General features: G+C 64.7%; 30 protein-coding genes and 1 pseudogene. 16 read left to right on the plus strand and 15 right to left on the minus strand.

Annotated features, from left to right (window positions below; translation table 11 throughout):
- The first annotated feature begins 21 nt into the window (after window positions 1–21).
- From CDQ91_RS09130 to CDQ91_RS09140, 3 genes are read left to right on the plus strand one after another with little or no spacing between them, the layout of a single operon-like run.
- Window positions 22–462: a DUF6265 family protein gene (locus CDQ91_RS09130; RefSeq protein WP_237245906.1), complete on the plus strand. Its 441-nt coding sequence runs from the start codon at window positions 22–24 to the stop codon at window positions 460–462.
- A 24-nt stretch (window positions 463–486) separates the two neighbouring features.
- Window positions 487–1221 (plus strand): helix-turn-helix transcriptional regulator, encoded by a 735-nt coding sequence (locus CDQ91_RS09135; protein ID WP_088472415.1) that lies wholly within the window; start codon window positions 487–489, stop codon window positions 1219–1221.
- Window positions 1222–1267: 46 nt separating this feature from the next.
- Window positions 1268–1672, plus strand: a complete 405-nt coding sequence (locus tag CDQ91_RS09140; RefSeq protein WP_088472416.1) for a GFA family protein — start codon at window positions 1268–1270, stop codon at window positions 1670–1672.
- A gap of 7 nt (window positions 1673–1679) precedes the next feature.
- On the opposite strand, the gene CDQ91_RS09145 is transcribed toward CDQ91_RS09140, so the two are convergent.
- Complete coding sequence (locus tag CDQ91_RS09145; protein WP_088472417.1) at window positions 1680–2135, minus strand: DMT family transporter; 456 nt, start codon at window positions 2133–2135, stop codon at window positions 1680–1682.
- 140 nt (window positions 2136–2275) lie between these two features.
- Window positions 2276–3298, minus strand: coding sequence for a MipA/OmpV family protein (locus CDQ91_RS09150; protein WP_158213648.1), 1023 nt, complete (start codon window positions 3296–3298; stop codon window positions 2276–2278).
- A 153-nt stretch (window positions 3299–3451) separates the two neighbouring features.
- Here CDQ91_RS09150 and CDQ91_RS09155 point away from each other — a divergent pair, with 153 nt between their 5' ends.
- From CDQ91_RS09155 to CDQ91_RS09170, 4 genes are read left to right on the plus strand one after another with little or no spacing between them, the layout of a single operon-like run.
- The gene (locus tag CDQ91_RS09155; RefSeq protein WP_088472419.1) at window positions 3452–3700 is read left to right on the plus strand and encodes a hypothetical protein; all 249 of its coding nucleotides are present in this window, start codon (window positions 3452–3454) and stop codon (window positions 3698–3700) included.
- Complete coding sequence (locus tag CDQ91_RS09160; RefSeq protein WP_088472420.1) at window positions 3687–4262, plus strand: hypothetical protein; 576 nt, start codon at window positions 3687–3689, stop codon at window positions 4260–4262. Before CDQ91_RS09155 ends, CDQ91_RS09160 begins: the two co-directional genes overlap by 14 nt.
- Before the next feature lie 57 nt (window positions 4263–4319).
- A complete protein-coding gene (gene dxs / locus CDQ91_RS09165) occupies window positions 4320–6248 on the plus strand; it encodes a 1-deoxy-D-xylulose-5-phosphate synthase (protein WP_088472421.1) in 1929 nt (642 codons plus the stop codon).
- Window positions 6249–6279: 31 nt separating this feature from the next.
- A complete protein-coding gene (locus CDQ91_RS09170; protein ID WP_088472422.1) occupies window positions 6280–6948 on the plus strand; it encodes a hypothetical protein in 669 nt (222 codons plus the stop codon).
- A 61-nt stretch (window positions 6949–7009) separates the two neighbouring features.
- On the opposite strand, the gene CDQ91_RS09175 is transcribed toward CDQ91_RS09170, so the two are convergent.
- From CDQ91_RS09175 to purE, 10 genes and pseudogenes are all read right to left on the minus strand, one after another.
- Entirely contained in the window at window positions 7010–7429 is a 420-nt protein-coding gene (locus CDQ91_RS09175) for a DUF3035 domain-containing protein (RefSeq protein WP_088472423.1), read from the minus strand.
- 25 nt (window positions 7430–7454) lie between these two features.
- The gene (lspA, locus tag CDQ91_RS09180) at window positions 7455–7976 is read right to left on the minus strand and encodes a signal peptidase II (RefSeq protein WP_088472424.1); all 522 of its coding nucleotides are present in this window, start codon (window positions 7974–7976) and stop codon (window positions 7455–7457) included.
- Entirely contained in the window at window positions 7976–10981 is a 3006-nt protein-coding gene (locus CDQ91_RS09185) for an isoleucine--tRNA ligase (protein ID WP_088472425.1), read from the minus strand. Before CDQ91_RS09185 ends, lspA begins: the two co-directional genes overlap by 1 nt.
- Before the next feature lie 145 nt (window positions 10982–11126).
- Window positions 11127–11413: pseudogene (locus CDQ91_RS09190) on the minus strand (GIY-YIG nuclease family protein).
- A gap of 95 nt (window positions 11414–11508) precedes the next feature.
- On the minus strand, window positions 11509–12555 hold the full coding sequence (locus CDQ91_RS09195; protein WP_088472426.1) for a glycerophosphodiester phosphodiesterase family protein: 1047 nt from the start codon (window positions 12553–12555) through the stop codon (window positions 11509–11511).
- Window positions 12556–12657: 102 nt separating this feature from the next.
- On the minus strand, window positions 12658–13587 hold the full coding sequence (locus tag CDQ91_RS09200; protein WP_088472427.1) for a bifunctional riboflavin kinase/FAD synthetase: 930 nt from the start codon (window positions 13585–13587) through the stop codon (window positions 12658–12660).
- The gene (locus CDQ91_RS09205) at window positions 13584–14765 is read right to left on the minus strand and encodes a dipeptidase (protein ID WP_088472428.1); all 1182 of its coding nucleotides are present in this window, start codon (window positions 14763–14765) and stop codon (window positions 13584–13586) included. Before CDQ91_RS09205 ends, CDQ91_RS09200 begins: the two co-directional genes overlap by 4 nt.
- Window positions 14765–15256: a dihydrofolate reductase gene (locus tag CDQ91_RS09210; RefSeq protein WP_088472429.1), complete on the minus strand. Its 492-nt coding sequence runs from the start codon at window positions 15254–15256 to the stop codon at window positions 14765–14767. The genes CDQ91_RS09205 and CDQ91_RS09210 overlap by 1 nt, the downstream gene beginning before the upstream one ends.
- Window positions 15253–16326: a 5-(carboxyamino)imidazole ribonucleotide synthase gene (locus CDQ91_RS09215; RefSeq protein ID WP_088472430.1), complete on the minus strand. Its 1074-nt coding sequence runs from the start codon at window positions 16324–16326 to the stop codon at window positions 15253–15255. Before CDQ91_RS09215 ends, CDQ91_RS09210 begins: the two co-directional genes overlap by 4 nt.
- Before the next feature lie 4 nt (window positions 16327–16330).
- Window positions 16331–16849 (minus strand): 5-(carboxyamino)imidazole ribonucleotide mutase, encoded by a 519-nt coding sequence (gene purE, locus CDQ91_RS09220; protein WP_088472431.1) that lies wholly within the window; start codon window positions 16847–16849, stop codon window positions 16331–16333.
- Window positions 16850–17055: 206 nt separating this feature from the next.
- Here purE and CDQ91_RS09225 point away from each other — a divergent pair, with 206 nt between their 5' ends.
- From CDQ91_RS09225 to CDQ91_RS09240, 4 genes are all read left to right on the plus strand, one after another.
- Window positions 17056–17700, plus strand: a complete 645-nt coding sequence (locus CDQ91_RS09225; RefSeq protein ID WP_088472432.1) for a GGDEF domain-containing protein — start codon at window positions 17056–17058, stop codon at window positions 17698–17700.
- A 51-nt stretch (window positions 17701–17751) separates the two neighbouring features.
- Window positions 17752–18081, plus strand: a complete 330-nt coding sequence (locus CDQ91_RS09230) for a hypothetical protein (RefSeq protein ID WP_237245907.1) — start codon at window positions 17752–17754, stop codon at window positions 18079–18081.
- 33 nt (window positions 18082–18114) lie between these two features.
- A complete protein-coding gene (locus CDQ91_RS09235; protein ID WP_088472433.1) occupies window positions 18115–18693 on the plus strand; it encodes a hypothetical protein in 579 nt (192 codons plus the stop codon).
- A gap of 104 nt (window positions 18694–18797) precedes the next feature.
- Complete coding sequence (locus tag CDQ91_RS09240; RefSeq protein ID WP_088472434.1) at window positions 18798–19256, plus strand: Dps family protein; 459 nt, start codon at window positions 18798–18800, stop codon at window positions 19254–19256.
- A gap of 42 nt (window positions 19257–19298) precedes the next feature.
- Here CDQ91_RS09240 and CDQ91_RS09245 read toward each other — a convergent pair whose 3' ends face one another.
- Together CDQ91_RS09245 and CDQ91_RS21860 are read right to left on the minus strand one after the other, a co-directional pair.
- Window positions 19299–20294 carry an IS30 family transposase gene (locus CDQ91_RS09245; protein ID WP_088472435.1) on the minus strand — a complete coding sequence of 332 codons (996 nt, stop codon included), beginning with the start codon at window positions 20292–20294 and terminating at the stop codon, window positions 19299–19301.
- Window positions 20295–20522: 228 nt separating this feature from the next.
- The gene (locus CDQ91_RS21860; protein WP_088472436.1) at window positions 20523–21329 is read right to left on the minus strand and encodes a cold-shock protein; all 807 of its coding nucleotides are present in this window, start codon (window positions 21327–21329) and stop codon (window positions 20523–20525) included.
- A 262-nt stretch (window positions 21330–21591) separates the two neighbouring features.
- On the opposite strand from CDQ91_RS21860, the gene CDQ91_RS09255 reads away from it, so the two are divergent.
- The 5 genes from CDQ91_RS09255 (at window position 21592) to CDQ91_RS09275 (ending at window position 25617) form a co-directional block, all read left to right on the plus strand.
- Window positions 21592–22209, plus strand: a complete 618-nt coding sequence (locus CDQ91_RS09255) for a ribonuclease D (RefSeq protein WP_088472437.1) — start codon at window positions 21592–21594, stop codon at window positions 22207–22209.
- 19 nt (window positions 22210–22228) lie between these two features.
- Window positions 22229–22867, plus strand: a complete 639-nt coding sequence (lptC, locus tag CDQ91_RS09260; RefSeq protein WP_088472438.1) for an LPS export ABC transporter periplasmic protein LptC — start codon at window positions 22229–22231, stop codon at window positions 22865–22867.
- Between the two features lie 14 nt (window positions 22868–22881).
- Window positions 22882–23439, plus strand: a complete 558-nt coding sequence (locus CDQ91_RS09265; RefSeq protein ID WP_088472658.1) for an LptA/OstA family protein — start codon at window positions 22882–22884, stop codon at window positions 23437–23439.
- Window positions 23440–23545: 106 nt separating this feature from the next.
- A complete protein-coding gene (locus CDQ91_RS21255; RefSeq protein ID WP_158213649.1) occupies window positions 23546–23698 on the plus strand; it encodes a hypothetical protein in 153 nt (50 codons plus the stop codon).
- A 104-nt stretch (window positions 23699–23802) separates the two neighbouring features.
- A complete protein-coding gene (locus tag CDQ91_RS09275; protein WP_088472440.1) occupies window positions 23803–25617 on the plus strand; it encodes an ABCB family ABC transporter ATP-binding protein/permease in 1815 nt (604 codons plus the stop codon).
- 11 nt (window positions 25618–25628) lie between these two features.
- On the opposite strand, the gene CDQ91_RS09280 is transcribed toward CDQ91_RS09275, so the two are convergent.
- Complete coding sequence (locus tag CDQ91_RS09280) at window positions 25629–26015, minus strand: hypothetical protein (protein WP_088472441.1); 387 nt, start codon at window positions 26013–26015, stop codon at window positions 25629–25631.
- Window positions 26016–26059 lie beyond the last annotated feature (44 nt).

Here is a 26059-nt window from a genome sequence, read left to right on the forward strand (position 1 = left end):
AGCTTTGTCGGGAGGTGCGCAATGATGTCATGGCTGGCAGGAGTGACGGCGCTTCTGCTCGCGGCGGGATCGCCTGCGACGGTCGGCGACCTTGCGTGGCTGGCGGGCGACTGGGTGCGCGAAGATGAAGGGCGCTGGACCGAGGAAAGCTGGATGCCGCCGCGTGGCGGGATGATGCTGGGGGTGAGCCGGTCGGGGCGCGGTGAGAATTTGCGCGAGTTTGAATTTCTGCGGATCGCGGCGGACGCCGATGGCGTGCCCGCCTATGTCGCGCAGCCGCAGGGCGGGGCGCCGGTCGCGTTTCGGCTGGTACGCCACGATGCGACCAGCGCGCGCTTTGAAAATGTCGCGCATGATTATCCGCAGCGCATCGACTATGTCCGTGCCGGCGACACGCTGACCGCGACGATTTCGGCGATCGACGGGACGAAGGCGCGGAGCTGGACCTATGAGCGCCGCTGATACTGTCGAGGCGAAGGGAGCGGCATGGACAAGACCGGACGATTGTTCGCGATCATCGACAGCCTGCGCCGGCGGCGGCGGCCGGTGACTGCCGAGATATTGGCCGAAGAGCGGGGCGTTTCGGTGCGCACGCTCTATCGCGATATCCAGGCGCTGGTCGCGCTCGGCGCACCGATCGAGGGCGAGGCGGGGGTCGGCTATGTGCTGCGCCCCGGCTTTTTCCTGCCGCCGCTGATGTTCACCGTCGACGAGCTGGAGGCGCTGGTACTCGGTGCGCGCTGGGTCGAGGGGCGGCAGGACGGATCGCTGTCGCGTGCCGCGGGGATGGCGCTGGCGAAGATCGCGGCGGCGAGCCCGGATGCGCTTCAACAGCGGATCGACGAGGCGGGGCTGTGGCCGGTCAACAGCCAGTGGCGTGAGATCAATGCGGCGCTGCTGGCGACGGTGCGCGCGGCGATGCGCGCCGAAAAGACGCTGCATATCGGCTATGCCGACGCGGGCGGGACGACGACCGAACGCGCGATCTGGCCCGCGGCGCTCGCTTATTATGAGGAGAAGCAGATCATCGCCGCCTGGTGCCTGCTGCGGCAGGATTTCCGCAGTTTCCGGATCGATCGGGTGACGTCGGCGCGGATTGGCGACGAGGGGTTCGGGCGCCGCCGCGCGGTGCTGATGGCCGATTTCTGGCGCCACCGCGATTTTTCCGACCATCCTGCTGACACGATCTGTCAGCAGGATGGTCTAACTCCCGCCAAGTGAAGGGCGGCCGGTGACCGGCGCCCGAAAATGGCGAGGATTTTACGCGATGATCAAGACCTATCACGGCTCATGCCACTGCGGCGCGGTCCAATATGAAGCCGACATTGATCTGTCGGCGGGGACGGGCAAATGCAATTGCTCGATCTGTACCAAGAAGCGGGGCTGGGGCGCGCAGATCAAGCCCGAGGCGTTTCGCCTGCTGACCGATCCCGCCGCGCTGAGCGATTACCAGTTCGGGTCGAACAGCGCGCATCATGTCTTCTGCAAGACGTGCGGCGTGTCCTCGTTCGGACATGGCTATGTCGAGGAGATCGGCGGCGCTTATTATTCGGTCGCGGTCGCGTCCCTCGACGATGTCGAGCCCGCCGAGCTGGCCGCGCTGCCGGTTCAGTATATGGACGGACGCGGCGACAATTGGTGGAACCCGCCGGCGATCACCGCGCATATGTGAGCGGCGTTCAACTCCGTCGCGCGAGGTAAACCCCCGCGACCATCAGGGCGATTCCGGCGATACGCTTGGCGTCGATCGCCGAGCGTATCGCGCCGAACAGGCCGAAATGGTCGATCGTCGCGGCGCTGATCAACTGGCCGACGAGCACGAAGAAGATGGCGTTGCCGACCCCGAAGCGCGGCGCGATGAAGGTCACCGCGATGACATAGAAGGCCATGAACAGTGCGCCGAAATAGAAATGAACGGGGATGTCGGACGAGAGCCTGACATGGCCCAGCGTGCCGGTGAAGAGTGCGCCGGTGATCGCGATGAGCAGCGCGACGCCGAACAGGATCACGCATGCGGCCATCGGGCTGCCGAGGCGCCCGCCGAGGCCCGAATTGAGCGCCGCAAGGATCGGAATTCCGATCCCGGTGAGCAGCATGATCGTGGCAAAGGCGGGAGCGGCGTTATTGGCGGTCATCGGGGCAGTCCTTCACGGCTTGCCCCGCGCATAGTCGAGGACGGGCGGCCCGGCGAGCCCCCAATTGGGGGTGCCAATTTCGTTGCCGTTGCGCGTGCGGATATGCCGCGGCGGCCGGACAGGTATGGCGGGATATCCGGTCAAAATTGATAGGCGACGCCTGCACCCGCGAGCCACTGGTCGGCGCTGCCCGCCTCGGCGACGATCGGCGAGGCGGCGTAGCGGCCGGTCAGGCGGCCATATTGGGCGCCGCCGATCAGGACGAAGCCTTTGCGCAGATCGCCCGACAAGGCATAGGCGCCCGCGATCCCGAAGGTATATTTGCCCGCGGTCGCCTTGGTCCCGGCACGGTCATAGACGGGCAAGCCGCTCGCGGCGCTGCCAAGCGGGTCGATGTCGTAATAATAATGGCCGAAGCCCTTGCCATAGACATTGACCGAGGCCGAGACGCCGATGAAGGCGCGCTTCGACAGCGGGGTGCCATAGTCGATCGTTGGTGAGGCGACCCAGCTGCCGTGGCGACCCGAGATGTCCTTGAGCGCGACGAGGCGCAGCCCGATCTGGTCATAATCGCTGGTGATGACCCCCGTGTGGGTGATGCCCGCCGAGATGCCGAGTTCGACCGCGAGTTTCTTTTCGCCGAGCGCCTCGACCTGCGGATCCTTGATCCCGCCGCTGCGGTCGCCGCGCAGGCTGATGATCGGGCCGAATTTGAAATCGGTCTTTTGCCCGCGCCGCTGGCGAATCAGATCGACCTGGAAATTGGTGCCGCGGGTCGAAAAGGCATAGCCGCCGAGTCGCCCGCGCAGATAGAAAGCGGGGAGGATCGAGCGGTCGTCCGATCCATTATAGCTGGGCGTCGTCATCACCCCGGCGGCGAGCGCAACATAGTCGCGCGCCCATTTGCGGTCGCTGTCATCCGCATCGATGCGCGCAGCGGGCAGCAGGATATTCTCGTCGATATCGCTGGTGTCCTGAACGAAGCGGGCGGGTTCGCTGTCGTCGGCGGTGATGGGGAAGCCGGGCGTTGCGGCGATCCCCTGAGGCTGCGCGGCCATCTCTTCGGCCTGTGCGGGGGAGGCGGTGGCGAGGTTGAGTGCCGCGAAGGCCAGCACGAAGCGCCAGGGGCGGAGCGAGAGGGGGGCGAAGCGGGTCAGGGTCATGCGTTTCGACATTCCTGCGAGCCGACCCCCTTGTTCACAGGTGTAAGAGATTGACGGGACAATGCAAAGGCTTCGTCTTGCGGGCGGGCGCGTTTGGCTTCATCACGCTTTGATGCACCAATTTCCTGTTTCTTGCTTCGCGGGTCCGGCGGCATGAGTCGCGCACCACGTTTTGCCGGTTATGCGCTGATGGCGCTCGCGGCCTTGCTTGCGCTTGCGTCGCGGCGCGGGCTCATCGATGGCATTGGCCCCTTTCCGGTCGCGGCGATCGCGCTGCTGGTCGGGATGATAGGGGTTATGATCGTGTTCACAGACCTGATGGTGCGCGGCCTCTATGCACAGGTCGGGGCGGCGAAGGATGCGCCGCCCGTTGAGGAGAAACGAAGCGATGACGAAGAATAATGCCCGGTTGGGCGGGGCGCTTGCGGCGATGCTGTGCGTTCTGGCGCCGGTGGGGGGCGCGGCCGCCGAAGATGCCGTGAGCGAGAGCGACCGCTTCTTTCTGGATGAAGCCGCGGCCGCGTGCCGCAGCGGCGACTTTCCGGCCTTTCTCTGGCCTTTCGCCAACAGTCGGCTGGTGCGCGAGCGTTATACGGCGCCTGCCGTCGGTTCGGGTGTGGAGGGGAGCGCGCGCGAGGTGCCGGCGAACCGCTATCTGGCTGCCGATGATTTTCCCGTCGTGATGATCGATTACAGCTATGTCACCGGTGCGTCGGCGCGTCGGTTCGATGCGCCGGGTGGCGGCGATCCCGGCCAGCTTGTCACTGTGCAGGTGGAATTCAACACGGCGTCGACGGGAACCGAACGCGTCGACTGGGTTCCGGGGCGTTTCGAGCCCGGCGAGGGCGACGGGCCGGGGACGCTGATCGAAAAGACTGGGCCCGGCGGCTATTTGATCTTTCGTCCCACGGCCGATTGCTGGCAGTTGACCGACGATATCCGAAATCCGGCGCGCGCGCGCTGACCGGCGTGCACCGCCTTTTCGTTCGACAGCTTCGGCGCTTATCTTTATGACCGCGGGATGACCGAACGTCCGCATACGCCGCTGCTCGACACGGTGGATGTCCCCGCCGACCTCCGCAAGCTGAAGCCCGAACAACTCCGCCAGTTCGCCGACGAACTGCGCGCCGAGATGATTTCTGCCGTCGGGACGACGGGCGGGCATCTGGGCAGCGGGCTGGGGGTGGTCGAATTGACCGTCGCGATCCATTATGTTTTCGATACCCCGCGCGACAAGCTGGTGTGGGACGTCGGGCACCAATGCTATCCGCACAAGATCGTCACCGGGCGCCGCGACCGCATCCGAACGCTGCGCGCCAGTGGCGGCCTGTCGGGTTTCACCAAGCGCAGCGAGAGCGAATATGACCCGTTCGGGGCGGCGCATAGCTCCACCTCGATCAGCGCCGCGCTGGGCTTTGCGATCGCCAACCAGCTGAAGGACGAACCCGGCCGCGCGATCGCGGTGATCGGCGACGGGTCGATGTCGGCGGGCATGGCCTATGAGGCGATGAACAATGCCAAGGCGGCGGGCAATCGCCTGATCGTCATCCTCAACGACAATGACATGTCGATCGCCCCGCCGGTGGGAGGACTTTCGGCCTATCTCGCCAAGCTGGTGTCGTCGCGGCCGTTCCTGGAATTGCGCGAGATCGCACGGCGCTTTGCGCGCAAGCTGCCCGAACCGCTGCACAAGGCGGCGCGCAAGACCGATGAATTTGCGCGTGGCATGGCGATGGGCGGGACGCTCTTCGAGGAGCTGGGCTTTTATTATGTCGGGCCGATCGATGGCCATAATCTCGAGCATCTGATCCCGATTCTCGAGAATGTCCGCGATAGCGACCATGGCCCGGTGCTGATCCATGCGGTGACCAAAAAAGGGCATGGCTATGCTCCCGCCGAGGCGGCCGCCGATAAATATCATGGCGTCCAGAAATTCGATGTGATCACTGGCGAGCAGGCCAAAGCGCCGCCGGGACCGCCCGCCTATCAGAATGTCTTCGGCGAAACGCTGGCGAAACTGGCTGACACCGACAAGCGAATCGTCGCGATCACCGCCGCGATGCCGTCGGGCACCGGGGTCGACAAATTCGCGAAAGCGCATCCGACGCGGACCTTTGACGTCGGGATTGCCGAACAGCATGCGGTGACCTTTGCCGCCGGGCTCGCGGCGCAGGGAATGCGGCCGTTCGCTGCGATTTATTCGACCTTCCTCCAGCGCGCCTATGATCAGGTCGTCCATGATGTGGCGATCCAGAATCTGCCGGTGCGCTTTGCGATCGACCGCGCCGGGCTGGTCGGCGCCGACGGATCGACCCACGCCGGGTCGTTCGACGTCACTTATCTCGCGACGCTGCCGAACATGGTGGTGATGGCGGCGGCCGACGAAGCCGAACTCGTCCATATGACCTACACCGCCGCCGAATATGACGATGGCCCGATTGCGTTCCGTTACCCGCGCGGCAATGGCACCGGGGTCGCGCTGCCCGCGGTTCCCGAGAAGCTGGAAATCGGCAAGGGCCGTGTGGTGCGGCAGGGCAAGGCGGTCGCGATCCTGTCGCTCGGCACAAGGCTCGCCGAGGCATTGAAGGCCGCCGACACGCTGGAAGCACGCGGGCTGTCGACGAGCGTGATCGATTTGCGCTTCGCCAAGCCGCTCGACGAGGAGCTGATCCGCAAGACGCTCGCTAATCACGAGGTGTGCGTGACGGTCGAGGAAGGCAGCATCGGCGGGCTCGGCGCGCATGTGCTGACGCTGGCGAGCGACGAAGGGCTGATCGATGCGGGGCTGAAGCTGCGCACGATGCGTCTGCCCGACGTGTTTCAGGACCAGGATTCGCCGCAGGTGCAATATGACGCAGCGGGGCTCAACGCGCCGCAGATCGTCGATACGGTGCTGAAAGCGCTGCGCCACAATAGCGCGGGCGTCGAAGAGGCGGGCGCGCGGGCCTAGTCCGAAGACCGCAGGGGGATCGGGGCGCGGTATGGATTTCCTGAAACTCATCCAGTCGCTCGACGAGCTGCTTTACGAGATCATGTCATGGCTGGTCTTCTATCCGGTCACGCTGTGGCGGACGCTGACACGGCCGCTGAAGATGATGGATTATTCGGAGGCCGAACTCGGCGATGCCGCTGACCGGCAATATACTGACACGCTGTCGCCGCCCCTGTTCCTGATGCTGACGCTGGTGATCGGTCACGGGATCGAGCTGTCGACGGTGGGCGAAAGCGCCATGGTGACCGACCGGACGGGGCTGAGCGGGTTGATCAGCGACGATTCGAGCCTGATCCTGCTGCGCGTCGCCTTTTTCAGCATTTTCCCGCTGATGATGGCGGCGCGGCTGGTGCTGGCGCGGCACGTCAAACTCGACCGCAATACGCTCAAAGCGCCCTTCTATAGCCAATGCTATGCGACCGCGCCCTTTGCCATGATGGTCACCGGCGCGTCGATCCTGATGCGAATGACCGCGACCGAGGCGATGCTGGCGGGTTTCGCGCTGCTGATCTTTGCGCTGCTGTGGTTCGGCAGTTTGCAGATATTGTGGTTCGCGCAGCATATGCGATCGGGCCACTGGCGCGCCTTTGGCCATGCCTCGCGCGCGATGGTCGAGGCGCTGGCCCTGTTCGCGACGGTGTCGTTGCTGTTCGGCTGAGCCCAAAAGAAAACGGCCCGGGATCGCCGGGCCGTCGTCTCGCTATTGATCGTATGGAGGCTTAGGCCCCCGGGATTGCCGAGGAGGCGTCGCGGCCGTCGCCTTCGGGGGCGGCGAGGATGTCGCGGACGACGAGGCCCTTGTCGACGACCTGCGTGTTGGGGCTGCCGACCTGGCTGCGGATGCCGGGGTCGGCGCGCGTGCCATCGGCGCTGCCGATCACTGCGGCTTCGCTGGCGCTGCGCGGGGCGGGGCCGCCGAACAGGGCGCGCAGCGTCTGCTCCGCGGTCGATTCGCCGCCGGGACGCGCCGCGCCGGGGGCGGGCGGGGTGAGCGAATAATCGGGCGGCACGACGAGCGGCGCCTGGCGCGACACCATCATTTCATCGGGGCGGTCGCGGCTGAACAGGCTGTTCGACCCGCAGGCCGACAGGGTTGAAGCGGCAATCGTGGCGGCAAGGATGGCGGTGGTCCGGTTCACTTGAAATATACTCCTATGCGCCCCGTTAATCGGCGGACGGCTGGCCGTCCGTGGTTGCGGCCTTTTCGCCCAAGAGCAGCGCGCGCGCAACCAGCAAAAGCACGCCGATGGTGATGCACGCATCGGCGACGTTGAAAATCAGAAAGGGACGGAAATCGCCGAAATGCAGGTCGGCGAAATCGACGACAAAGCCGTGGCGGACGCGATCGACGATATTGCCGAGCGCACCGCCGAGGATCATCGCGAGCGCGATCACGTCGCCCTTCGCCTTTTCGCGCGTCATCCAGAAGGCGACGGCGGCGGCGACCGCAGCGGTGACCGCGACGAGCGTCCAGCGCGTGGTGTCGTTGCAGGCCGAGAACATCGACAGCGAAATGCCGCAATTTTCAGCCCAGGTCAGGTTGAAGAAAGAGACAATCTCGATCGTCCGCTGGGGCTCGAGCGATAGCGGAACGATGACGATCCACTTGCTGACCTGATCGAGCAGGAAGGCGAAGGCCGCGATCAACAGGCCGAAGCCCAGATAGGGGGAGCGGGTGCGGGTCATCAGGCGTCCAATACCGTGTCGCAGCGATTGCACAAGCTGCCGTCGGACTCGACCTCGGGCAGGTGGCGCCAGCAGCGGCCGCATTTGTGGTTTTCGGTGCGGGTGACGGTCAGCGCATCGCCCGCGCGGGCGACCGAGACGATGAAGATTTCTTCAAGCGCCGCTGGATCGAGCGTCGGATCGGGAATCGTGACCTCGGCCTCGAGGCTCGACCGGATCGTCTTTTCGCGGCGATAGGGTTCAATCGCCTCGGTCACCGCTTCGCGCTGGGTGCGCACGCCAGCCCATTTGGTCGCGAGCGTGGCGTCGTTCCATACGGCGTCGACGGTAGGCCATTCGAGCAAATGCACGCTGCCCGCTTCGGGATAGCGCGTGCCCCACACCTCTTCGCTGGTGAACACCAGCACCGGCGCGGCGTAGCGGACGAGCGCGTGGAACAGGATGTCGAGCACGCTGCGATACGCGCGGCGGGTGTCGGTGCCGAGCGGTGCGGCGGGGCCGAGGTCGCAGTAGAGGACGTCCTTGCGGATGTCGAAATAGAAGGCCGAGAGGTCTTCGTTGCAGAAATCGGCGAGCAGGCGCGTGTAGCTGTTGAAGTCGAAATCATCGACCGCCTGCGCCATCTTTGTGTCGAGGTCGGCGAGCAGCGAGAGCATATAACGCTCCAGCTCGGGCATCGCGGCGACGTCGGTGACGCGTTCTTCTTCGCTGAACCCGTCGAGCGCGCCGAGCAGGTAGCGGAAGGTGTTGCGCAGCTTGCGATACTGGTCGGCGACGCCCTTCAGGATCTCGTCGCCGATGCGGTGATCTTCGGTGAAATCGACGCTCAGCGCCCACAGGCGGATGATGTCGGCGCCGTTGGTCTGCATCACCTTGACGGGATCGGTCGTGTTGCCGACCGACTTGGATTGCTTGAGACCCTTGCTGTCCATCGTGAAGCCGTGCGTCAGCACCGCCTTGTACGGCGCCTGTCCGCGCGTGCCGCACGACTCGAGCAAGGACGACTGGAACCAGCCGCGATGCTGATCGCTGCCTTCCAGATAAAGATCGGCGCTGTGGGTGCCGCCGTCGTGGCGGACGAGCGCGGGCCAGCGGCCGCTTTCGAGGACGAAAGCGTGGGTGCAGCCCGAATCGAACCAGACGTCGAGAATGTCGACGATGCGCTCGTAATCGGCGGCGTCATAGGCCTCGCCCAGATATTCCTGCGCGCGCGCGTCGCTCCATGCGTCGACACCGCCTGCCTTCACCGCCGCGACGATGCGGTCGTTGACGGCGGGGTCGTTGAGATAGACGCCGGTCTTGCGGTCGACGAAGAGCGTGATCGGCACGCCCCAGGCGCGCTGGCGCGACAGCACCCAGTCGGGGCGGTCCTTGACCATGCTGCTGATGCGGTTGCGGCCCTTTTCGGGGACGAAGCGCGTCTCGTCGATCGCCTGCATCGCCGCCTGACGCAGCGTCGGCGCGGCGCAGAGGTCCTCTTCGGCGGGGTTGATCGCGCCGCCCTCATTCTCCCAGCGCTTTTCGCGCGGGGTCTTGGGCTCGATGTGCGTCATCACCTTGTCCATCGGCACGAACCATTGCGGGGTGCAGCGATAGATGACCTTTGCCTTCGAGCGCCAGCTGTGCGGATAGCTGTGCTTGTAATCGGCCGAGGCTGCAAGCAGCCCGCCGGATTCGCGCAGGTCGGTGCAGATCGGGCCGTCGGGGGCGTTGAACTTGGGATTGATCACCGATCCCTGACCGCCGAGCCAGCCCCAGTCTTCGCGATATTTGCCGTCGCCCTCGACCGCGAACACGGGGTCGATGCCGTTCGCCTTGCACAGGTCGAAATCATCCTCGCCATGGTCGGGCGACATATGGACGAGCCCGGTGCCGCTGTCGGTGGTGACGAAATCGCCCGCGAGGAAGGGACGCGGACGCGCGAAGAAGCCCCCGAGTGCGTGCATCGGGTGGCGGGCGATGGTGCCGGCGAGGTCGGCGCCTTTGAAGCGGTCTTCCGGTCCAAAATCCAGATCGAAGTCGACGCGCGGCGAACCTACCTCACTCAAATCGATCGTCTTAAGCGCTGCATCCACTCGTGCCTTGAATGCTTCAACAAGATCTGCGGCTACCAATACGGGCCTGTCAAACCATCCATTATACAGGGGGTGAGCATGAATGATGTTCCAAGCGGACTCTGAGCCCCCCGACAAAAGGGGGCTCGCAAGAACATACTCCACCTCCGGCCCATAGGCTAAAGCCTGATTGACCGGGATCGTCCACGGGGTCGTCGTCCAGATGACCGCATGCGCGCCGATCAGCTCAGCGATTGGGCTTTCGATGATCTGGAACGCCACGTCGATCTGCGTCGAGACGATGTCCTCATATTCGATCTCGGCCTCGGCAAGCGCGGTCTTTTCGACCGGCGACCACATCACCGGCTTGGCGCCGCGATAGAGCATGTCGTTGGCGGCGAATTTGAGCAGTTCGCGCACGATAGTGGCTTCGGCCTCATAATCCATCGTCAGGTACGGATGGTCCCAGTCGCCGCCGATGCCGAGGCGCTTCAGCTGTTCGCGCTGGGTGTCGACCCAATGCTGGGCATAGGCGCGGCATTCGGCGCGGAATTCCTCGACCGGAACCTCGTCCTTGTTGAGCTTTTTCTTGCGATACTGCTCCTCGACCTTCCACTCGATCGGCAGGCCGTGGCAGTCCCAGCCGGGGACGTAGGGCGCGTCCTTGCCCTTCAGCGTCTGGGTGCGGACGACCATGTCCTTCAGGATATGGTTGAGCGCATGGCCGATGTGCATGTCGCCATTGGCATAGGGCGGGCCGTCGTGGAGGATGAACTGGTCGCGGCCCTTGCGGCTTTCGCGAATCTGGCCTTCCAGATTGCCCTCGAGCCATTTGGCGAGAATCAGCGGTTCCTTCTGCGGCAGGCCGGCCTTCATCGGAAAGTCGGTCTTGGGCAGGAAGACGGTGTCGCGATAATCGCGGGTTTCGGGCGCGGGCGTGCTTTCGGTCATGGTCGCGGCGCTTAGCGTAACAGAAGGGGTTTCGTCACCTTTTATGTGGCGCAGTGCCGCCATTGGCCCCGGCTTTCGCCGGGGAACAAGAACCATAGTCGCACGCCAGAGTTGTTCCCCGGCGAAAGCCGGGGCCCATGCGGGGCTAGGCAGGGTCGAAAGTGAGGTCGCGCCAGTCGGGATTAATCGCCTCGATCAACTCGATCTTCCACGCGCGTTTCCATTCCTTCATCTGGGCCTCGCGGCGGCGGGCGTCCTGAAGATCATCGAAATGCTGGTACCAGACAAGCAGTTTGCAGCCGTATTTTTGGTGAAACCTTCGATCAGGCCCTCGCGATGTTGCCAGATGCGCTGGGGCAGGTTGCTGGTGACGCCAATGTAGAGCGTGCCGTTGCGTTTATTGGTCAGGATGTAGACGCTGCCTTGCTTCATGATCGACCGTTGTTACTGGGCCCCGGCTTTCGCCGGGGAACAACAAGGTTCAATCCGGATCAGCTCCCCGGCGAAAGCCGGGGCCCAGGCGCTGGTCACTTCTGTCGCGGACGGAGCGCGGGGCCGAGGTTGTAGATATCCTCGATCCAGACATAGCCGGTGAAGGCGGCGGGGATTTTTTGCAGCTGGTAGACGTTGTGGAGGCCGAGGCCGTTCGCTTTGTCGTCCTGATCGCCGACGAGGAGGACGCGGGTATCATGCGCTGCCGCGCGCGCTTGCAGGCGTTTGGGCCAGCCCCAAAAGGCCCATTGGCGGTTCAGCGGGACGATGATCGTGTTGCCGACGCAGCTGGGCGGATACCAGCCCGACCAGCCATATTTGATATAGTCGGTGGTGCAGGTCCTGGCGCTGTCCGGGTCCATGGCCCATGCCTTGGGCGCCTTTTCGCGGATGATTTCGATCGGCTTGCCCTTGCCATAGAAGCCGAAGCGTCCGTCATTGGGATCGATCCCGGCCTTCGCAAAGGCGGCGAGCAGCATCTCGGCCTCCTTCGGGTCGGGCGACTTGAAATTGATCAGCAGCGAGAGGTGGCCGAGCTGGCTCAGCACTTCGTCGAAGCCGGGCATCATGCCTACGCCCTTGCCGCGCAGCGGGAAGCTCTGGCCGCCGTCGGCGGTGTAGCCATAGCCGATGTCGAGTTTCCGCAGCTCGTCCATGGTGGCGTCGCGAATCGGGCCTTTGCCGTCGGTGCGGCAGTCGAGCGTCCAGTCGTGGAAGACCGCGATCTGGCCGTCCTTGGTCGGTGCAATGTCGAGTTCGACCATATTGGCGTCGCGGCCGATCGCGGCTCGGATCGAGGGCAGGCTGTTTTCGATATAATCATGTTCGGGCGCGCGGATGCGCGTCGCGGTGCAGGTGTCGCGGCCGACGCCGCTGTGATCGAAAAGCTGTGACACGCCGCGATGCGCGATGAGGGTGCGCTTGCCGACGGGATCGGGGGCGAGCCAGCTCGCGTTGCTGAGGGTGAACCAGGCGACGATTGCCGCGAAGACCCAGAGGAAGATTTTGGTGCCGCGCTTCATCGGCTTTTTGGGCGGGGGTTCGAGCCCGGCGGCCCAGTCATCGTCGGTCGTTTCGGTCATATATTTCCCCCTCCGTCTTCGTCATGCCGGACCCTTCGACAGGCTCAGGACAGGCTTGATCCGGCATCCATGAACCCCCGATCAAGTCCGGCATGACGATGATTATATGTTGGCGAGCAATTCCCGCGCGCGGTCGCAATCCGCCGCGATTTGCGCGGTCAGGGCGTCCATATCGTCGAACTTCGCCTCGGGCCGGATGAAGGCGCGGAAGGCGACGTCGATTTCCTGCCCGTAGAGATCTTCGGCGAAGTCGAAGAAATGCGGTTCGAGCAATTCCTTGGGCGGATCGAAGCTTGGGCGGATGCCGATGTTCGCCGCGCCCCTGAGGATGCGCCCGTCGGGCAGGCGGCCGGTGACCGCATAGATGCCGTAACGCGGGCGCAGATAATTTCCCATGTCGATGTTCGCGGTCGGAAAGCCGAGCAGGCGGCCGTTCTTGTCGCCATGTTCGACCGTGCCGCGCACGGTGAAGGGGCGGGTGAGCAGGCGCGCGGCGGTGTCGCAATCGCCCTCGCGCAGCGCGTCGCGGATGCGGCTCGACGAGACGACCTCCTCGGCATCGTCGACCGGGGCGACCATTTCGGTGAAGAAGCCGTGGGTGCGGGCATGGTCGGCCAGCGTCACGACATCGCCGCCGCGGCCCTTGCCGAAGACGAAATCGCTGCCGGTGACGACACCCGCCGCGCCGTAGCGATCGAGCAGCAGCCCGGTGATGAAATCCTCGGCCGTCGTCCCCGCGAGCGTCGCGTCGAAGGGCAGGACGAGCATCGCGTCGGCGCCCGCCGCGGCGAACAGCTCCTGCCGCTGATCGAGCGTCGTCAGGCGAAAGGGCGGGACGTCGGGCTTGAAGAAGCGCACCGGATGCGGGTCGAAGGTCGCGACGATCGCGGGGCGGCCCTCGTCACGCGCATGGCGGACGGCACGGCCGACGACCGCCTGATGCCCGGCGTGGAAGCCGTCGAAATTGCCGAGCGCGATCACCCCGCCACGGAGTGGTTCTTCGATGCGGGCGTGGCCATCGAGGCGAATCACGGGGCGGGCGGGGCGAGGGGCACGAGGCCAGCCGACAGCACGCGGATCGCGTTGCCGCCCATCGCGGCGCGGATTTCGTCGTCGCTGAAGCCCGCGTCGATCAGCGCCTGCGTCACCTGCACCAGCTTTGACGTGTCGAAGCGCACCGTCGTCGCGCCGTCATAGTCGCTGCCGAGCGCGACATGATTGATGCCGACGAGGTCGCGGACATGCTTCATCGCCTTCGCGATGCTCGCGGGTGAGGTGTCGCAGACCGCTGCGTCCCAGTATCCGATGCCGATCAGGCCGCCCGTCGCGGCGACGCCGCGAATCTGTTCATCGCTGAGATTGCGATTGACCTTGCACGTCGCCTGCACGCCGCCGTGGCTGGAGACGACGGGGCGGCGCGCCATTTTGAGAATGTCGGCGACGCAGGCGCTGGAGCAATGGGCGAGATCGACGATCATCCCCCTGGCTTCCATCCGCGTCACAACGTTGCGTCCGAGCGGGGTGAGGCCGCCTTTTTTGAGCCCGTGCATCGATCCCGCGAGCTCATTGTCGAAGAAATGGGTGAGCCCCGCCATGCGGAAGCCCGCGGCGTAGAGCTTGTCGAGATTGGCGATATCGCCTTTGAGCCCGTGCAATCCTTCGATGCTGAGCATGGCACCGACGGGCACCGCCTTGCCTTGCCGCGCCGCGATCAGCGCGTCGAGCTGGGCCCGGTCGGCGACCGCGACGAGCTGGCCGTCCGACGCTGCGACCGCGCGGTGCAGCTTTTCGGCGTGCCACAGCGAGCGTTCGAGCAACGAGTTCCACGTCCGCACAGGTTGCAACTGCGCGATCACCAGTCCGGTGATATTGTCGGTATCGCCGCTATTGGCGTCGTAATTCTGGCCCTTGGGCGACTTGGTCGTGCTCGCGAGGATTTGCAGCGCGACGTTTCCGTCTTCGAGCCGGGGCAGATCCATATGGCCGCGCTTTGCACGATCGAGAAAGTCGCGGCTCCAGAGCAGGCTGTCGCTGTGCAGATCGACGACGGTGAGGGTCTTGTGGAGCGCCTTGGCGCGCTCGCTGACCTCGGCAAGCGGTTTGCCGTCGACCTTGTTCATGCTGCGCTCGAGCATGCCGGGGGCGAGGGTGAAGAAGGCGCCCGCCGCGACGATCAGGACGACCAGTATGCCAATCAGCCAGCGGCGCATCATTTTTTCCTTACGAGCGTGACGAAGCTGTACGCGGGGCGGCCAGCGTCGCCGGCGGGATGATCCTCGCGCGCGATCTCGCGCCATTCGGGACCGGGGGCGGGGATCGCGGCGTCGCCTTTGGGCTCGAGCGCGATTTCGGTCAGCTCGATGCGGTCGGCCAGCGGCAGGAATTGTGCATAGATTTCGGCGCCGCCGATCACCATCACATGCGGTGCATTGGCGAGGCGCAGCGCCCCCTCGACGCTGTGCGCTGGCTCGGCGCCCTCCTCCTGCCAGTCGGGATCGCGGGTCAGCACGATGTGGCGGCGGCCCTCGAGCAGCGCGGGAAGGCTGTCGAAGGTTTTGCGCCCCATGATCATCGGGCGGCCCATCGTCAGCTGTTTGAAGCGGCGAAGATCGGCGGGAAGGTGCCAGGGCATTTTGCCGTCGGCGCCGATGACGCCATTGCTGGCGCGCGCGAGGATCAGCGTGATTTCGGGATGGTTCATGAAGGCAAGGTTCCAACCCAGGTGACATGGCCGAGCTTGCGGCCCTCGCGGACCTCGGCCTTGCCATAATGATGGACGCGCGCAGCGCCGTCGGCGAGCAGCGCGGGCACGCCCTCGATCTCGGCGCCGATCAGATTGCGCATGACGACGGGGAGTGCGGTCGTGGAGGTATCGCCGAGCGGCAGACCGGCGACGGCGCGGATATGGTTTTCGAACTGGCTCGTCACCGCGCCCTCGATCGTCCAATGGCCGCTGTTGTGGACGCGCGGCGCCATTTCGTTGAAGATCGGGCCGTTTTCGGTGGCGAAAAACTCGCCGGTCAGCACGCCGACATAGTCGAGCGCGTCGGCGATCTTCGCGAGCAGCGCGCGGGCTTCGTCTTGCTGATCGCGGATGATCTGCGGCGGCGGCAGGCTCGATGTCGCGAGGATACCATGTTCATGGACATTGACCGGACTGTCCCAGAAGCGTGTTTCGCCGTCGATCCCGCGCACCATCAGGACCGAAAATTCATGCGCGAAGGTCACGAAACCTTCGAGCACTGCGGCGTGGCGGTCGATCGCGTCCCATGCGGCATCGGCGTCGTCGGGGCTGGTGAGGCGCGCCTGGCCTTTGCCGTCATAGCCCATGCGGACGGTTTTCAGGATCGCGGGGGCGCCGACGTCGGCCAATGCGGTATCGAGCGCGGCGCGGTTCGCCACCGCAGCGAAGGGGGCCGGGCGGCCGCCGAGGTCGGCGACGAAATTCTTCTCGATCAGCCGGTCCTGCGCGATTTCGAGCGCGCCGCCGCCGGGGCGCACCGCGACATGGCCCGACAGGAAGCGGACGGTGTCGACGGGGACATTTTCAAATTCGAAGGTGACGACGTCGCAGGCCGAGGCAAAGGCGGCGAGGCGCGATTCATCGTCCCACGCCGCCTGCGTGTGCTGCGCCGCAACATCGGCGGCGACGCTTTCGCGGTCGGGTGCATAGATGTGGATGCGATAGCCGAGCTGTGCGGCGGCCTGACCGAGCATGCGGCCGAGCTGGCCGCCGCCCAAAATGCCGATGGTCGAACCGGGAGGCAGCAAGCGCTCAGCCCTCGCGCACGGGGATCATGGCGACCCCCTCGGTCTGCGCGGCGCGCCATGCGTCGAGCCGGGTGGCGAGATCGGCGTCATCGCCCGCGAGCAGCGCGGCGGCGAACAGGCCGGCGTTGGTCGCCCCCGCCTTGCCGATCGCAAAGGTCGCGACCGGAATTCCGCCGGGCATCTGGACGATCGAATACAGGCTGTCGACACCGCTGAGCGCAGCCGACTGGACGGGAACGCCCAGGACGGGAACGCGCGTCATCGAAGCGACCATGCCGGGCAGATGCGCCGCGCCGCCCGCGCCCGCGACGATGGCGCGGAGGCCACGGTTTGCGGCGCTTTTTGCATAGTCGATCAGGCGGTCGGGGGTGCGGTGGGCGGAGACGATCTGCACCTCGTGTGCGATGCCAAATTCTTCCAATATATGGACGGCGTGCGCCATTGTGGGCCAGTCCGACTGGCTGCCCATGATTACGCCAACGCTGACTCTGGCGCTTCCGCCCTGCGGCGCGCGATCGCCCATCACCCTATACTCCTGACCCCGGCCCTGTTCCGGCCCCGTTCCGACAATGAATCGTCGCTGCACTCCCCTAGCTATTCGCTTTCGCAGGCGCAACGCCGCCAAACGCCCCTGCGTTTACGGATTGGTATCAACTGCTAGCTAATGACCTTGGCCAGATGATCGCCGGCATCCATCGGCGAGCAATTTGACATGCGCGGGGACCGGGAATGGATAGCGTAGGAGGGGCGCGGATTGCAGTCAGCCATATCGGCATGCTGCCCGTCGACTCCGTCGAAGACCAGTTGCGCGAAATGCGCCGGGAGCGCGACGCGCTGCGCCGCGAAAATCGCGTGCTCAAGATCGCCGTTGCCGAGCTCGAGCGCGTGTCCGAACGCGACACGCTGACCCCCTTGTTCAACCGCCGCTATTTCCTGACCGCGATTCATCAGCGGATCGCGCGGTTCGAGCGCTATGCCGAACCCGCCGCAGTCGTTTTTGTCGACGTCAACCAGCTCAAATATATCAACGACAGTTTCGGTCACGCTGCGGGCGATTTTGCGCTGATAGAAATTGCCGCCCGGCTTGCGACGGCGATCCGTTCGTCCGATGTAGCGGCGCGGATCGGCGGCGATGAATTCGGTCTGATCCTCGACCAGTCAAGCGAGGCGGCGGCGCGGACGCAGGTTCGCTGGCTGTGCGAGATGTTGAGCGCGACCCCCGCATTTTACGACGGTCATGAAATCATGCTGTCGGCCTGTTTCGGGATTGCGATGCTGCGGACCGGCGTGAGCGAATCCGACATATTGGCTGCCGCCGACCGCGACATGTATCGGAGCAAGCAAGTGCAGGAACGGCTCCCCGGTCACCGCTAACCGGGCGTTAACCAAAAGGGCGCATCGTCATCCCCAGAAAACAGGGGGTGCATGATGCTGAGCCACAACGACCCGTTTCCCGATATGCAGCGCCGGATCACCGGACAGATCGGCGCGCTCGCCAAAGCGCTGCCGCATTGTGCGCTGGCGCAGATCGTCCAGAGCATCGACGACATCCGCTGCCTCGCGCGCGACCATGGTTTTGCTGCGGTCGAAACGCTGGCAAGCCGGCTCGAATCGGCGGTTGGTTCAGGCGGCCAGCGCGCCGCGATCCTGACCTATCTCGACGCGATGAGCGACGCCGCGAGCGCGCCCGGACCGCTACCCGCCGCCGCGCAGGAAGCGTGGCTGGCGTCGGTCGCGATGCGGTTGGGGCATTGACGGGCGCTGACTGACGCGTCAGGCGCGATTTCCATGGATGCCATCATGCTCGCGCTCGTGGCGGTGCTGCTCGCCAATGCCGACGGGCGCACCGGTATATTTCTCTCGCAATTGCTGCGTGCGCGCACCGATCGGCGACGTATCACGCTGATCGCATTCGGTAGCTTCGTTATCAACGCCGCGATCGCGGCCATCGCCGGATCGGTCGCCAACCGGATGATCGGGCAGGGGGTGGTCGCGCTGCTCGTCGCTTTTGCGTTGCTCGCTGCCGCCGCAGCGCTGCTGTGGCGCGGACGTCCGGCGATCGCGGCTGATCACGCGGCCGAAATGCCGTTTACCGGGCTGGTGATGCGGATGCTGCTCGACCAGTTTGGCGATCGCAGCCATTTCCTGATCGGTGCGCTCGCCGCGACCAGCGGGGCGGGATATTGGGCGGCGGCGGGCGGGCTGATCGGCTGGACGCTCGCGCTTTTGCCCTTCCTCGCCTTTGGTCCCGCGATCGCCGACCGGCGCGCGGCGCGCCTGCTCTGCTGGGCGAGCGCGGCCATTCTTATCTTCTGGGGCGTTCGCACCGCGATGACCGCGTTCGGTTTGATCGGGCTATCTTCTTGATGCTGCGTCACTGATCGAGTTTCTCGATGACAGCGACCAAGAGCATCCATGGGCCTTTTGTCGCCAGCACTGCTATGTCGTTGGGGCAACAGAAAGGATGACCCATGCCCCAGAATCATAATGAGCCCGCGGTCGCCGATGCGCTGAACGCGCTGCTCGCCGACAGCTTCGCGCTCTATCTGAAGACCAAGAATTTCCACTGGCACGTCCATGGTCCGCGCTTTCGCGACCTGCACTTGCTGTTCGATGAGCATGCGACGCAGATATTGGCGACGACCGACCTGATCGCCGAGCGCGTGCGCAAAAATGGCGCGTCGACGCTGCGCTCGATCGGCGACATCGGGCGCCGCCAGTCGATCAAGGATGACGATGGCGCGAATGTTGATGCCGACACGATGATCAAGACGTTGGCCGAGGATAATCAGACGCTGCTTGCGCAGCTGAAGGCGGTCAAAGCGGCAGCCGAGGCCGATGGCGATATTGCGACCAGCGGTCTGGTCGATACATGGGCCGACGAGACGCAGCAGCGGATATGGTTCCTGCAGGCGACGCTGGGCTATTGAGGCCAGGAGCCCCATTTTGGGGTGGAAGCCACATGCCGTTCGTCATCCCGGGCTTGACCCGGGTGTGGATTCACATTTGAAGTGCAACGTGCGGAAGGTTTCGGCTGGGGTTTTGAAGCCGAGGCATTTTCTGGGTGTGTTGTTGTAGTTTGCGATGATGGCGTCGATGGCTTTGGCTGACAAGTCGTCGAGGTTGGTTTTTCGGGGCAGGTTGCGGCGCAGCCTGCCGATGGCGTTTTCGACACCGCCTTTCTGCCATGGAGCGTGCGGATCGCAGAAGTAGGCGTTGAGGCCGAGCTGCTGTTCGATGCGGTGATGGCGGGTAAATTCGGTGCCATTGTCGAAGGTGATCGAGCGTCGCAGCGCGGCTGGCAGGGGTCTCAGCATCCCGACGAGCGCGTCGGCGACGGGATCGGCCTTGAGGCTGGCCTGACGCAGGGCGATGGCGATCCGCGAGTGGCGTTCATGGGCGATCAGGATCGCCTGTCCCGAAGTGGAGAAGAGCATGGCATCGGCCTCCCAATGGCCTGCCTGCTTGCGGGTGGCGATGCTGTCGGGGCGGTCGTGGACCGAGAGACGGTCGGTATAGCGCGGCCAGCCGCCCTTGGTGCGCCAGCCGCGCTTGTACTTGGCGCGCGGGAGGTAGAAGCGCCAGCGCCGGTCGTTGGTGCGTTTGAGCTGGGCATAGACGAAGCGGTAGATGGTCTCATGGCTGATGACCTGATGGCCTTGTTCATGGGCCAGACGCCCCGCCACCTGCTCAGGCGACCAGCCCTGCGCGAGCCGGTCGAGCACTTGTTCACGCAAGGCATCGTCACGCTCGAGCCGCGTCCCGGTCCAGCGCCGAGCATCGGCCTGCGCCTGCGCATAGGCAGGCTGGTAACCGACCTTGGCTCCACAGTTGCGCTTCAACTCGCGCGCGATGGTCGACGGCTGGCGATCCAGAGCTGTAGCGATCTGCCGGATCGATTGCCCGTCTTCATAAAGACGGGCAATCGAACAGCGCTCCTCAATCGATAACTGACGGTATCTCGACATGGCAACACCTGTGTGAGGTGTTGCACTTCGTTTGTGAACTCAGGGGGATCCCGCTTTTTTTCCGGCATCGACTGGCCTTGGCTTCAAGCGGGACCCCGGATCAAGTCCGGGGTGACGATGAAAGAGAAGCCACGCTATCGGTCGAAGTGGCGATCTGCTTCCTGCCGCTCATCCCAAACAAAAAGGGCGGCCCGAGGGCCGCCCTTTTCGTTATCCTTTATCCGCCGATCAGTCCTGATGCGGCTGGATGTTCACCGCAGCGAACTTGCCGCGATCATCGACCTCGATGTCGAAAGCGACGCGGTCGCCTTCTTCCAGGCCGGTCATGCCGGCGCGCTGGACCGCGCTGATGTGGACGAAGGCATCGGCCTGTCCATCGTCGCGCGCGATAAAGCCGAAGCCCTTGGTCGCGTTGAAGAATTTGACCGTACCCGAGGTACGCTCACCGGTCAGCTGACGCCGGCCGCGGGCGCCGCCGGGCGCTGCGCCACCGGGGCGCTCGCCACGATCGTCGCGACGCGGTGCGCTATCTTCGATCGGCATCGGTTCGCCTTCGATCTTCAGATCGATGGCCGACACCTTGCCATTGCGTTCGACGAGGGTGAAGCCGAGCGGCTGACCCGAAGCGAGGCCCTGAAGCCCGGCCTGTTCGACTGCGCTGATGTGAACGAAGACGTCTTCGCCGCCATCGTCGCGCGCGACAAAGCCGAAGCCCTTCGCCGGGTTGAAGAATTTCACCGTGCCATTGCCTTCGCCGACGACCTGCGCCGGCATGCCGCCGCCACGTCCGCCGCCGAAGCCACCACCGCCGCCGCCGCCGCCGCCGAAGCCACCGCCGCCGCTGCGGTCACCGCCGCCGAAGCCGCCGCCACGATCACCACCGCCGAAGCCGCCGCGGTCGCCAAAACCGCCACCGCGGTTTCCGCCGCCATAGCTGTCGCCGCCGTAGGGTGCAGGTTCGAAGCTATCGAAATTGCCGAAATCATCGCGCTTGCCGCGCCCCCGCTGGCCGCGGCGATCCTTGTTGAAACTCATTGTCTAATAGTCGCTTTCGGTTCGTCCATACCCCATTCGATCAGTGCCTTACGTCGGACGGGGACGCAGTTCACCATGGGCACAGACTCGCCCCGTGCCTCTAACGGCGCAATATATAACCTATAAGCCCGCTGTGAGCGAACGGAAAATTCAGCACCGAAAAGCCCTGTTTTGCCCGCTTTGCCGCAGGAGTGTGGCGCACCGGCCACAGTGGCGAAAACCAGTCATTGAGCGGCACGGCCGCTTCGCCTAAGGCGGGCGCATGAGCGTATATTTCCACGAAGAAGATTTGCCCGAGGGCGTGCTGGGTCCCGGCGCGGTCGCGATCGACACCGAAACCATGGGTTTGAACCCGCTGCGCGACCGGCTTTGCCTCGTCCAGATCAGCGACGGATCGGGCGATGAGCATCTGGTCCGCTTCAAGCCCGGGAGCGCCTATGACGCGCCGGTGCTGAAAGCGATTTTGACCGATCCCGACCGGCTCAAGCTGTTCCATTTTGCGCGTTTCGACATTGCTGCGCTGCAGCAGGCGCTCGGCGTCGTGACGGCCCCCGTTTATTGCACCAAGATCGCGTCGCGGCTGATCCGCACCTATACCGACCGACATGGTTTGAAGGAGTTGGTTCGCGAACTTCTGGGCCAGGACGTGTCGAAGCAGCAGCAGTCGAGCGATTGGGGCGCCGCCGAACTGAGCGACGCGCAGCGCGATTATGCCGCGAGCGACGTGCGCTTTCTGCATGCGATGAAAGAGATTCTCGACATGCGGCTGGCGCGCGAAGGGCGTACCGAGCTGGCGCAGGCCTGTTTCGACTTCCTCCCGGCGCGCGCCGCGCTCGATCTTGCGGGTTGGCCCGAAACCGATATTTTCGCGCATAGTTGACCGAAGCGGAGAGCCCCTAGTGTCCGAACGCGCCGAACTGGATCGCACGATGCGCCGGATGTGGGCGGCCAGCGGGTCGAGCCACGACCGCGTCGTGCGCATCCTGCGCTATGGCCTGCCGCTGGTGATCGGCGTCGTCGGGGCGATCCTCGTCTTCTCGCCCTTCACCCAGCGCACCGAGGTCAGCTTCCTGCTCGCCAAGGATAAGGTCGAGGTGGCGAAGGAACGGATGAAGGTGACGCGCGCCGAATATCGCGGTCAGGATGGCAAGGGACAGCCCTTTGCCCTGCTCGCGGGCAGCGCGGTCCAGAAAAGTTCGGCCGAACCGATCGTGCGGATGACCGACCTGTCGGGTGCGATCAAGCTCGTCGACGGCCCAGCGACGATCGTCGCCAGGGACGGCGCCTATAATATGGATACCGAAAAGGTCGATTTTCCGGGCGCGGTTCAGGTGAAAAGCGCCGACGGATATCGCATCGACGCCAATAATGTCGCGATCGACCTCAAGACTCGCAGCCTCGTCGGGCAAGGCGGGGTCAACGGGACGTTGAACATCGGGCATTTTTCGGCCAACGAGCTGACCGCCGACCTCGACAAGCGGATCGTGCGATTGCAGGGCAATGCGCGGCTGAGGATCAACCAGGGAGTGCTGAAATGAACCGTCTATCGGCCATGAAAAGCGCCGCGCTCGCGGGCGCGGGCTTTGCACTCACCAGCCTTGCGATTCTGTCGACGGGCGGCGGCGATGTCGCGCACGCCCAGGCACTCGCCAATCACAACAGCAATGCGCCGGTCGATTTCGCCGCGAACAGCATCGAAGTACAGGACCGGTCCGACCGCGTCGTCATTTCGGGCAATGTCCGCGTGACGCAAGCGGGGCTGACCCTGACCGCAGCGCGGATGACGGTCGCCTATACGCGTGCCGGTGGCACCGACGTCAACCGGCTCGACGCGACTGGCGGCGTTGTGGTGACCAAGGGCGATGAGCGCGCGACGGGCAATGTCGCGATTTACGATCTCGACAAGCGGCTGATCACGATGGTCGGCAATGTCGAGCTGCGCCAGCGTGGGAATAACCTGCGCGGCGGGCGATTGCTGATCGACCTCAACACCGGCCGCGCGACGGTCGACGGCCGCGGCGCGGCGCGCGGTCCCGACGGCAATCCGGTTTCGGGCGGCACCAATGGCCGCGTCACCGGCACCTTCACGGTACCGGAAAGAAAGCAGTAACCACATAGCTTCACCGGACCGATAGCTTCGGTCCGCGATGTTCGCCGCAGGGACCAATCACCTGCGGCGCCGGGGGGCGAGCCGCGCAAGCAAGGCCAAGCCCCCGATGCGTTTTTCCCCGCTTGTTCCGCTCCGTCGCCCCGTTTTCGGCCGCCGTCAGGTGCCGCCCGATCTGCCCGTCGTCGCGGGGCCGACCCGCGAAGAACGCCGCCTGATCGACCGGATCATCCGCCGCATGGGGGATCGCGAGTCGCGTTAGGGCTGTGGCCGGGCGTCGGGCTCCGCTCGTCTTCGACTCCGCCGGGGAACAAGTTGCGCTTCGGCGCTTGGCGATAGACTCGCGCGTCCCTACATGGGGCGCGCATGCCGCCTGACACTTCCACCTCCGCCGACGCGAACCGCGAACCGCCCGTCCTTGGGACGCTCAAGCGGTTCCTGCCCTATTTATGGCCGGCGGGGCACACCGAGCATAAGGTCCGCATCGTCCTTGCGGGCCTTATCGTGCTGGCGTCGAAGGGCATCCAGCTGTCGATGGGCTTCCTCTATGGCGCCGCGATCGACAAGATGGCGCCGGGGATGGAGGAAGGTGTCGCGCTCGCGATCGGGCTGGTGCTGGCCTATGCTGGCGCGCGCTTTGCCGGGGTCTTGTTCGATAACCTCCGCAACGTCGTGTTCGAACGGGTCGGGCAGGATGCGACGCGCGAACTGGCGACCGCGACCTTCAGCCATCTCCACGCGCTGAGCCTGCGCTTCCATCTCGCGCGGCGGACGGGTGAGGTCACCAAGGTGATCGAGCGCGGGACCAAGAGCATCGACACGATGCTCTATTTCCTGCTGTTCAACATCGCGCCGACGATCGTCGAACTGGCCGCGGTGCTGATCATCTTCTGGACCAAGTTCAGCTTTGGCCTCGCCAGCGCGACCGCGCTGATGGTCGTTGTCTATATCATCTTCACCCGCAAGGTAACCGACTGGCGCAACGCGCTGCGCACGCGGATGAACGACCTCGACACGCTGACGATCGGGCGCAGCGTCGACAGCCTGCTCAATTACGAAACGGTCAAATATTTCGGCGCCGAAGAGCGCGAGGCGGCGCGCTATCGCGATGTCGCCGACCAATATGCCAAGGCCGCGGTGAAGAGCGAGAACAGCCTCGCGTGGCTCAACATCGGGCAGAGTCTGATCACCAACGCCGCGATGGCAGGGGCGATGGCCTATACCGTATGGGGCTGGTCGAAGGGGCAGTTCGCCGTCGGTGACGTCGTGCTGGTGAACACTTTGCTCGCGCAGCTGTTCCGCCCGCTCGACATGCTCGGCATGGTTTACCGCGTGATCCGTCAGGGGCTGATCGACATGGAGGCGATGTTCCGCCTGATCGACACCCCGTCCGAAATTCGCGACGCGCCCGATGCCCGGCCGCTCGTCGTGAACGGCGGCGCGGTGGCGTTCGACAATGTCGTGTTCGGTTATGAGCCCGACCGGACGATCCTGAACGGTGTGAGCTTTGCGGTCGGTGCGGGCGAGACGCTGGCGATCGTCGGGCCGTCGGGCGCGGGAAAATCGACGATCGCGCGGCTGCTCTTCCGTTTCTATGACCCGCAGGGCGGGCGCATCCTGATCGACGATCAGGATATCGCGCATGTCACGCAAAAGAGCCTGCGCGGCGAGATCGGGATTGTTCCGCAGGACACGGTGCTGTTCAACGACAGTATCGGGTACAACATCGCCTATGGCCGCGAGGGCGCGAACGCCGCCGAGATTGCGGCTGCGGCCGAGGGCGCGGCGATCGACAGCTTCATCGGCATCCTGCCGCAAGGTTATGACACCGAGGTCGGCGAGCGCGGGCTCAAGCTGTCGGGCGGCGAGAAACAGCGCGTCGCGATCGCGCGCACCTTGCTCAAAAATCCGCCAGTGCTGATCCTCGACGAAGCAACGAGCGCGCTCGACAGCCGCACCGAGGCGGCGATTCAGGACACGCTCGAACGCATTGCGAAGCGGCGGACGACGCTGGTGATCGCGCACCGCCTGTCGACCGTGACCGGCGCCGACCGCATCATCGTCCTCGATCACGGCCGCGTCGCCGAAACGGGGACGCACGATCAGCTTCTCGCCATGCGAGGGCTCTACGCCGACATGTGGGCGCGGCAGCAGGCGGAGAAGGAAGAGGGGACGGTTTAGTCCCTGCTTCGTCAGGTGATCAGGCTTTTGGATGCCGAAATGTGGAATGGCTCGATGCTGGCGAGAACCGCGTCGGGTACCGGGCAACTGTTCGCGTTACACATCACATCGATCCGGTCGAGGTTCCCGGCTCCATCGACCGACAGCATGATTTCGAGCTGTCCTATGCTGTCCAAGGCGAAATCGGCATTGAAAACGACACTGCCCTGTTTGGTTTGACGAGCGATCGGCGCGGTTCCGGGGCGCACGCGCACCGAGAAGCTGTTGCATCCGCAATCGCAGAAATCGGAAAATTCGGCTCCCTCGAACTGCTGTGCCAGCCGAGCAGGGTTGGGAAAGCCGCAGCGAGCGATCACGAAATCGCGCCAATAGGCGGCCTGGTCGGGTCCATTCGGCATGGGCGAATGTTAAGACCGACCGAAGTGAAGGGCAATCGCAACCA

The organism is Sphingopyxis witflariensis (assembly GCF_002205635.1).
Classification (GTDB): Bacteria; Pseudomonadota; Alphaproteobacteria; order Sphingomonadales; family Sphingomonadaceae; genus Sphingopyxis; species Sphingopyxis witflariensis.

What these genes read in the sequence shown, in the direction of transcription:
- CDQ91_RS09130 (WP_237245906.1), top strand. Translation starts at nt 22, where the DNA reads ATGATGTCATGGCTGGCAGGAGTGACGGCGCTTCTGCTCGCGGCGGGA.
- CDQ91_RS09135 (WP_088472415.1), top strand. Translation starts at nt 487, where the DNA reads ATGGACAAGACCGGACGATTGTTCGCGATCATCGACAGCCTGCGCCGG.
- CDQ91_RS09140 (WP_088472416.1), top strand. Translation starts at nt 1,268, where the DNA reads ATGATCAAGACCTATCACGGCTCATGCCACTGCGGCGCGGTCCAATAT.
- CDQ91_RS09145 (WP_088472417.1), bottom strand. Translation starts at nt 2,135, where the DNA reads ATGACCGCCAATAACGCCGCTCCCGCCTTTGCCACGATCATGCTGCTC.
- CDQ91_RS09150 (WP_158213648.1), bottom strand. Translation starts at nt 3,298, where the DNA reads ATGACCCTGACCCGCTTCGCCCCCCTCTCGCTCCGCCCCTGGCGCTTC.
- CDQ91_RS09155 (WP_088472419.1), top strand. Translation starts at nt 3,452, where the DNA reads ATGAGTCGCGCACCACGTTTTGCCGGTTATGCGCTGATGGCGCTCGCG.
- CDQ91_RS09160 (WP_088472420.1), top strand. Translation starts at nt 3,687, where the DNA reads ATGACGAAGAATAATGCCCGGTTGGGCGGGGCGCTTGCGGCGATGCTG.
- dxs (WP_088472421.1), top strand. Translation starts at nt 4,320, where the DNA reads ATGACCGAACGTCCGCATACGCCGCTGCTCGACACGGTGGATGTCCCC.
- CDQ91_RS09170 (WP_088472422.1), top strand. Translation starts at nt 6,280, where the DNA reads ATGGATTTCCTGAAACTCATCCAGTCGCTCGACGAGCTGCTTTACGAG.
- lspA (WP_088472424.1), bottom strand. Translation starts at nt 7,976, where the DNA reads ATGACCCGCACCCGCTCCCCCTATCTGGGCTTCGGCCTGTTGATCGCG.
- CDQ91_RS09185 (WP_088472425.1), bottom strand. Translation starts at nt 10,981, where the DNA reads ATGACCGAAAGCACGCCCGCGCCCGAAACCCGCGATTATCGCGACACC.
- CDQ91_RS09195 (WP_088472426.1), bottom strand. Translation starts at nt 12,555, where the DNA reads ATGACCGAAACGACCGACGATGACTGGGCCGCCGGGCTCGAACCCCCG.
- CDQ91_RS09205 (WP_088472428.1), bottom strand. Translation starts at nt 14,765, where the DNA reads ATGCGCCGCTGGCTGATTGGCATACTGGTCGTCCTGATCGTCGCGGCG.
- CDQ91_RS09210 (WP_088472429.1), bottom strand. Translation starts at nt 15,256, where the DNA reads ATGAACCATCCCGAAATCACGCTGATCCTCGCGCGCGCCAGCAATGGC.
- purE (WP_088472431.1), bottom strand. Translation starts at nt 16,849, where the DNA reads ATGGGCGATCGCGCGCCGCAGGGCGGAAGCGCCAGAGTCAGCGTTGGC.
- CDQ91_RS09225 (WP_088472432.1), top strand. Translation starts at nt 17,056, where the DNA reads ATGGATAGCGTAGGAGGGGCGCGGATTGCAGTCAGCCATATCGGCATG.
- CDQ91_RS09230 (WP_237245907.1), top strand. Translation starts at nt 17,752, where the DNA reads ATGATGCTGAGCCACAACGACCCGTTTCCCGATATGCAGCGCCGGATC.
- CDQ91_RS09235 (WP_088472433.1), top strand. Translation starts at nt 18,115, where the DNA reads ATGGATGCCATCATGCTCGCGCTCGTGGCGGTGCTGCTCGCCAATGCC.
- CDQ91_RS09240 (WP_088472434.1), top strand. Translation starts at nt 18,798, where the DNA reads ATGCCCCAGAATCATAATGAGCCCGCGGTCGCCGATGCGCTGAACGCG.
- CDQ91_RS09245 (WP_088472435.1), bottom strand. Translation starts at nt 20,294, where the DNA reads ATGTCGAGATACCGTCAGTTATCGATTGAGGAGCGCTGTTCGATTGCC.
- CDQ91_RS21860 (WP_088472436.1), bottom strand. Translation starts at nt 21,329, where the DNA reads ATGAGTTTCAACAAGGATCGCCGCGGCCAGCGGGGGCGCGGCAAGCGC.
- CDQ91_RS09255 (WP_088472437.1), top strand. Translation starts at nt 21,592, where the DNA reads ATGAGCGTATATTTCCACGAAGAAGATTTGCCCGAGGGCGTGCTGGGT.
- CDQ91_RS09265 (WP_088472658.1), top strand. Translation starts at nt 22,882, where the DNA reads ATGAAAAGCGCCGCGCTCGCGGGCGCGGGCTTTGCACTCACCAGCCTT.
- CDQ91_RS21255 (WP_158213649.1), top strand. Translation starts at nt 23,546, where the DNA reads ATGCGTTTTTCCCCGCTTGTTCCGCTCCGTCGCCCCGTTTTCGGCCGC.
- CDQ91_RS09275 (WP_088472440.1), top strand. Translation starts at nt 23,803, where the DNA reads ATGCCGCCTGACACTTCCACCTCCGCCGACGCGAACCGCGAACCGCCC.
- CDQ91_RS09280 (WP_088472441.1), bottom strand. Translation starts at nt 26,015, where the DNA reads ATGCCGAATGGACCCGACCAGGCCGCCTATTGGCGCGATTTCGTGATC.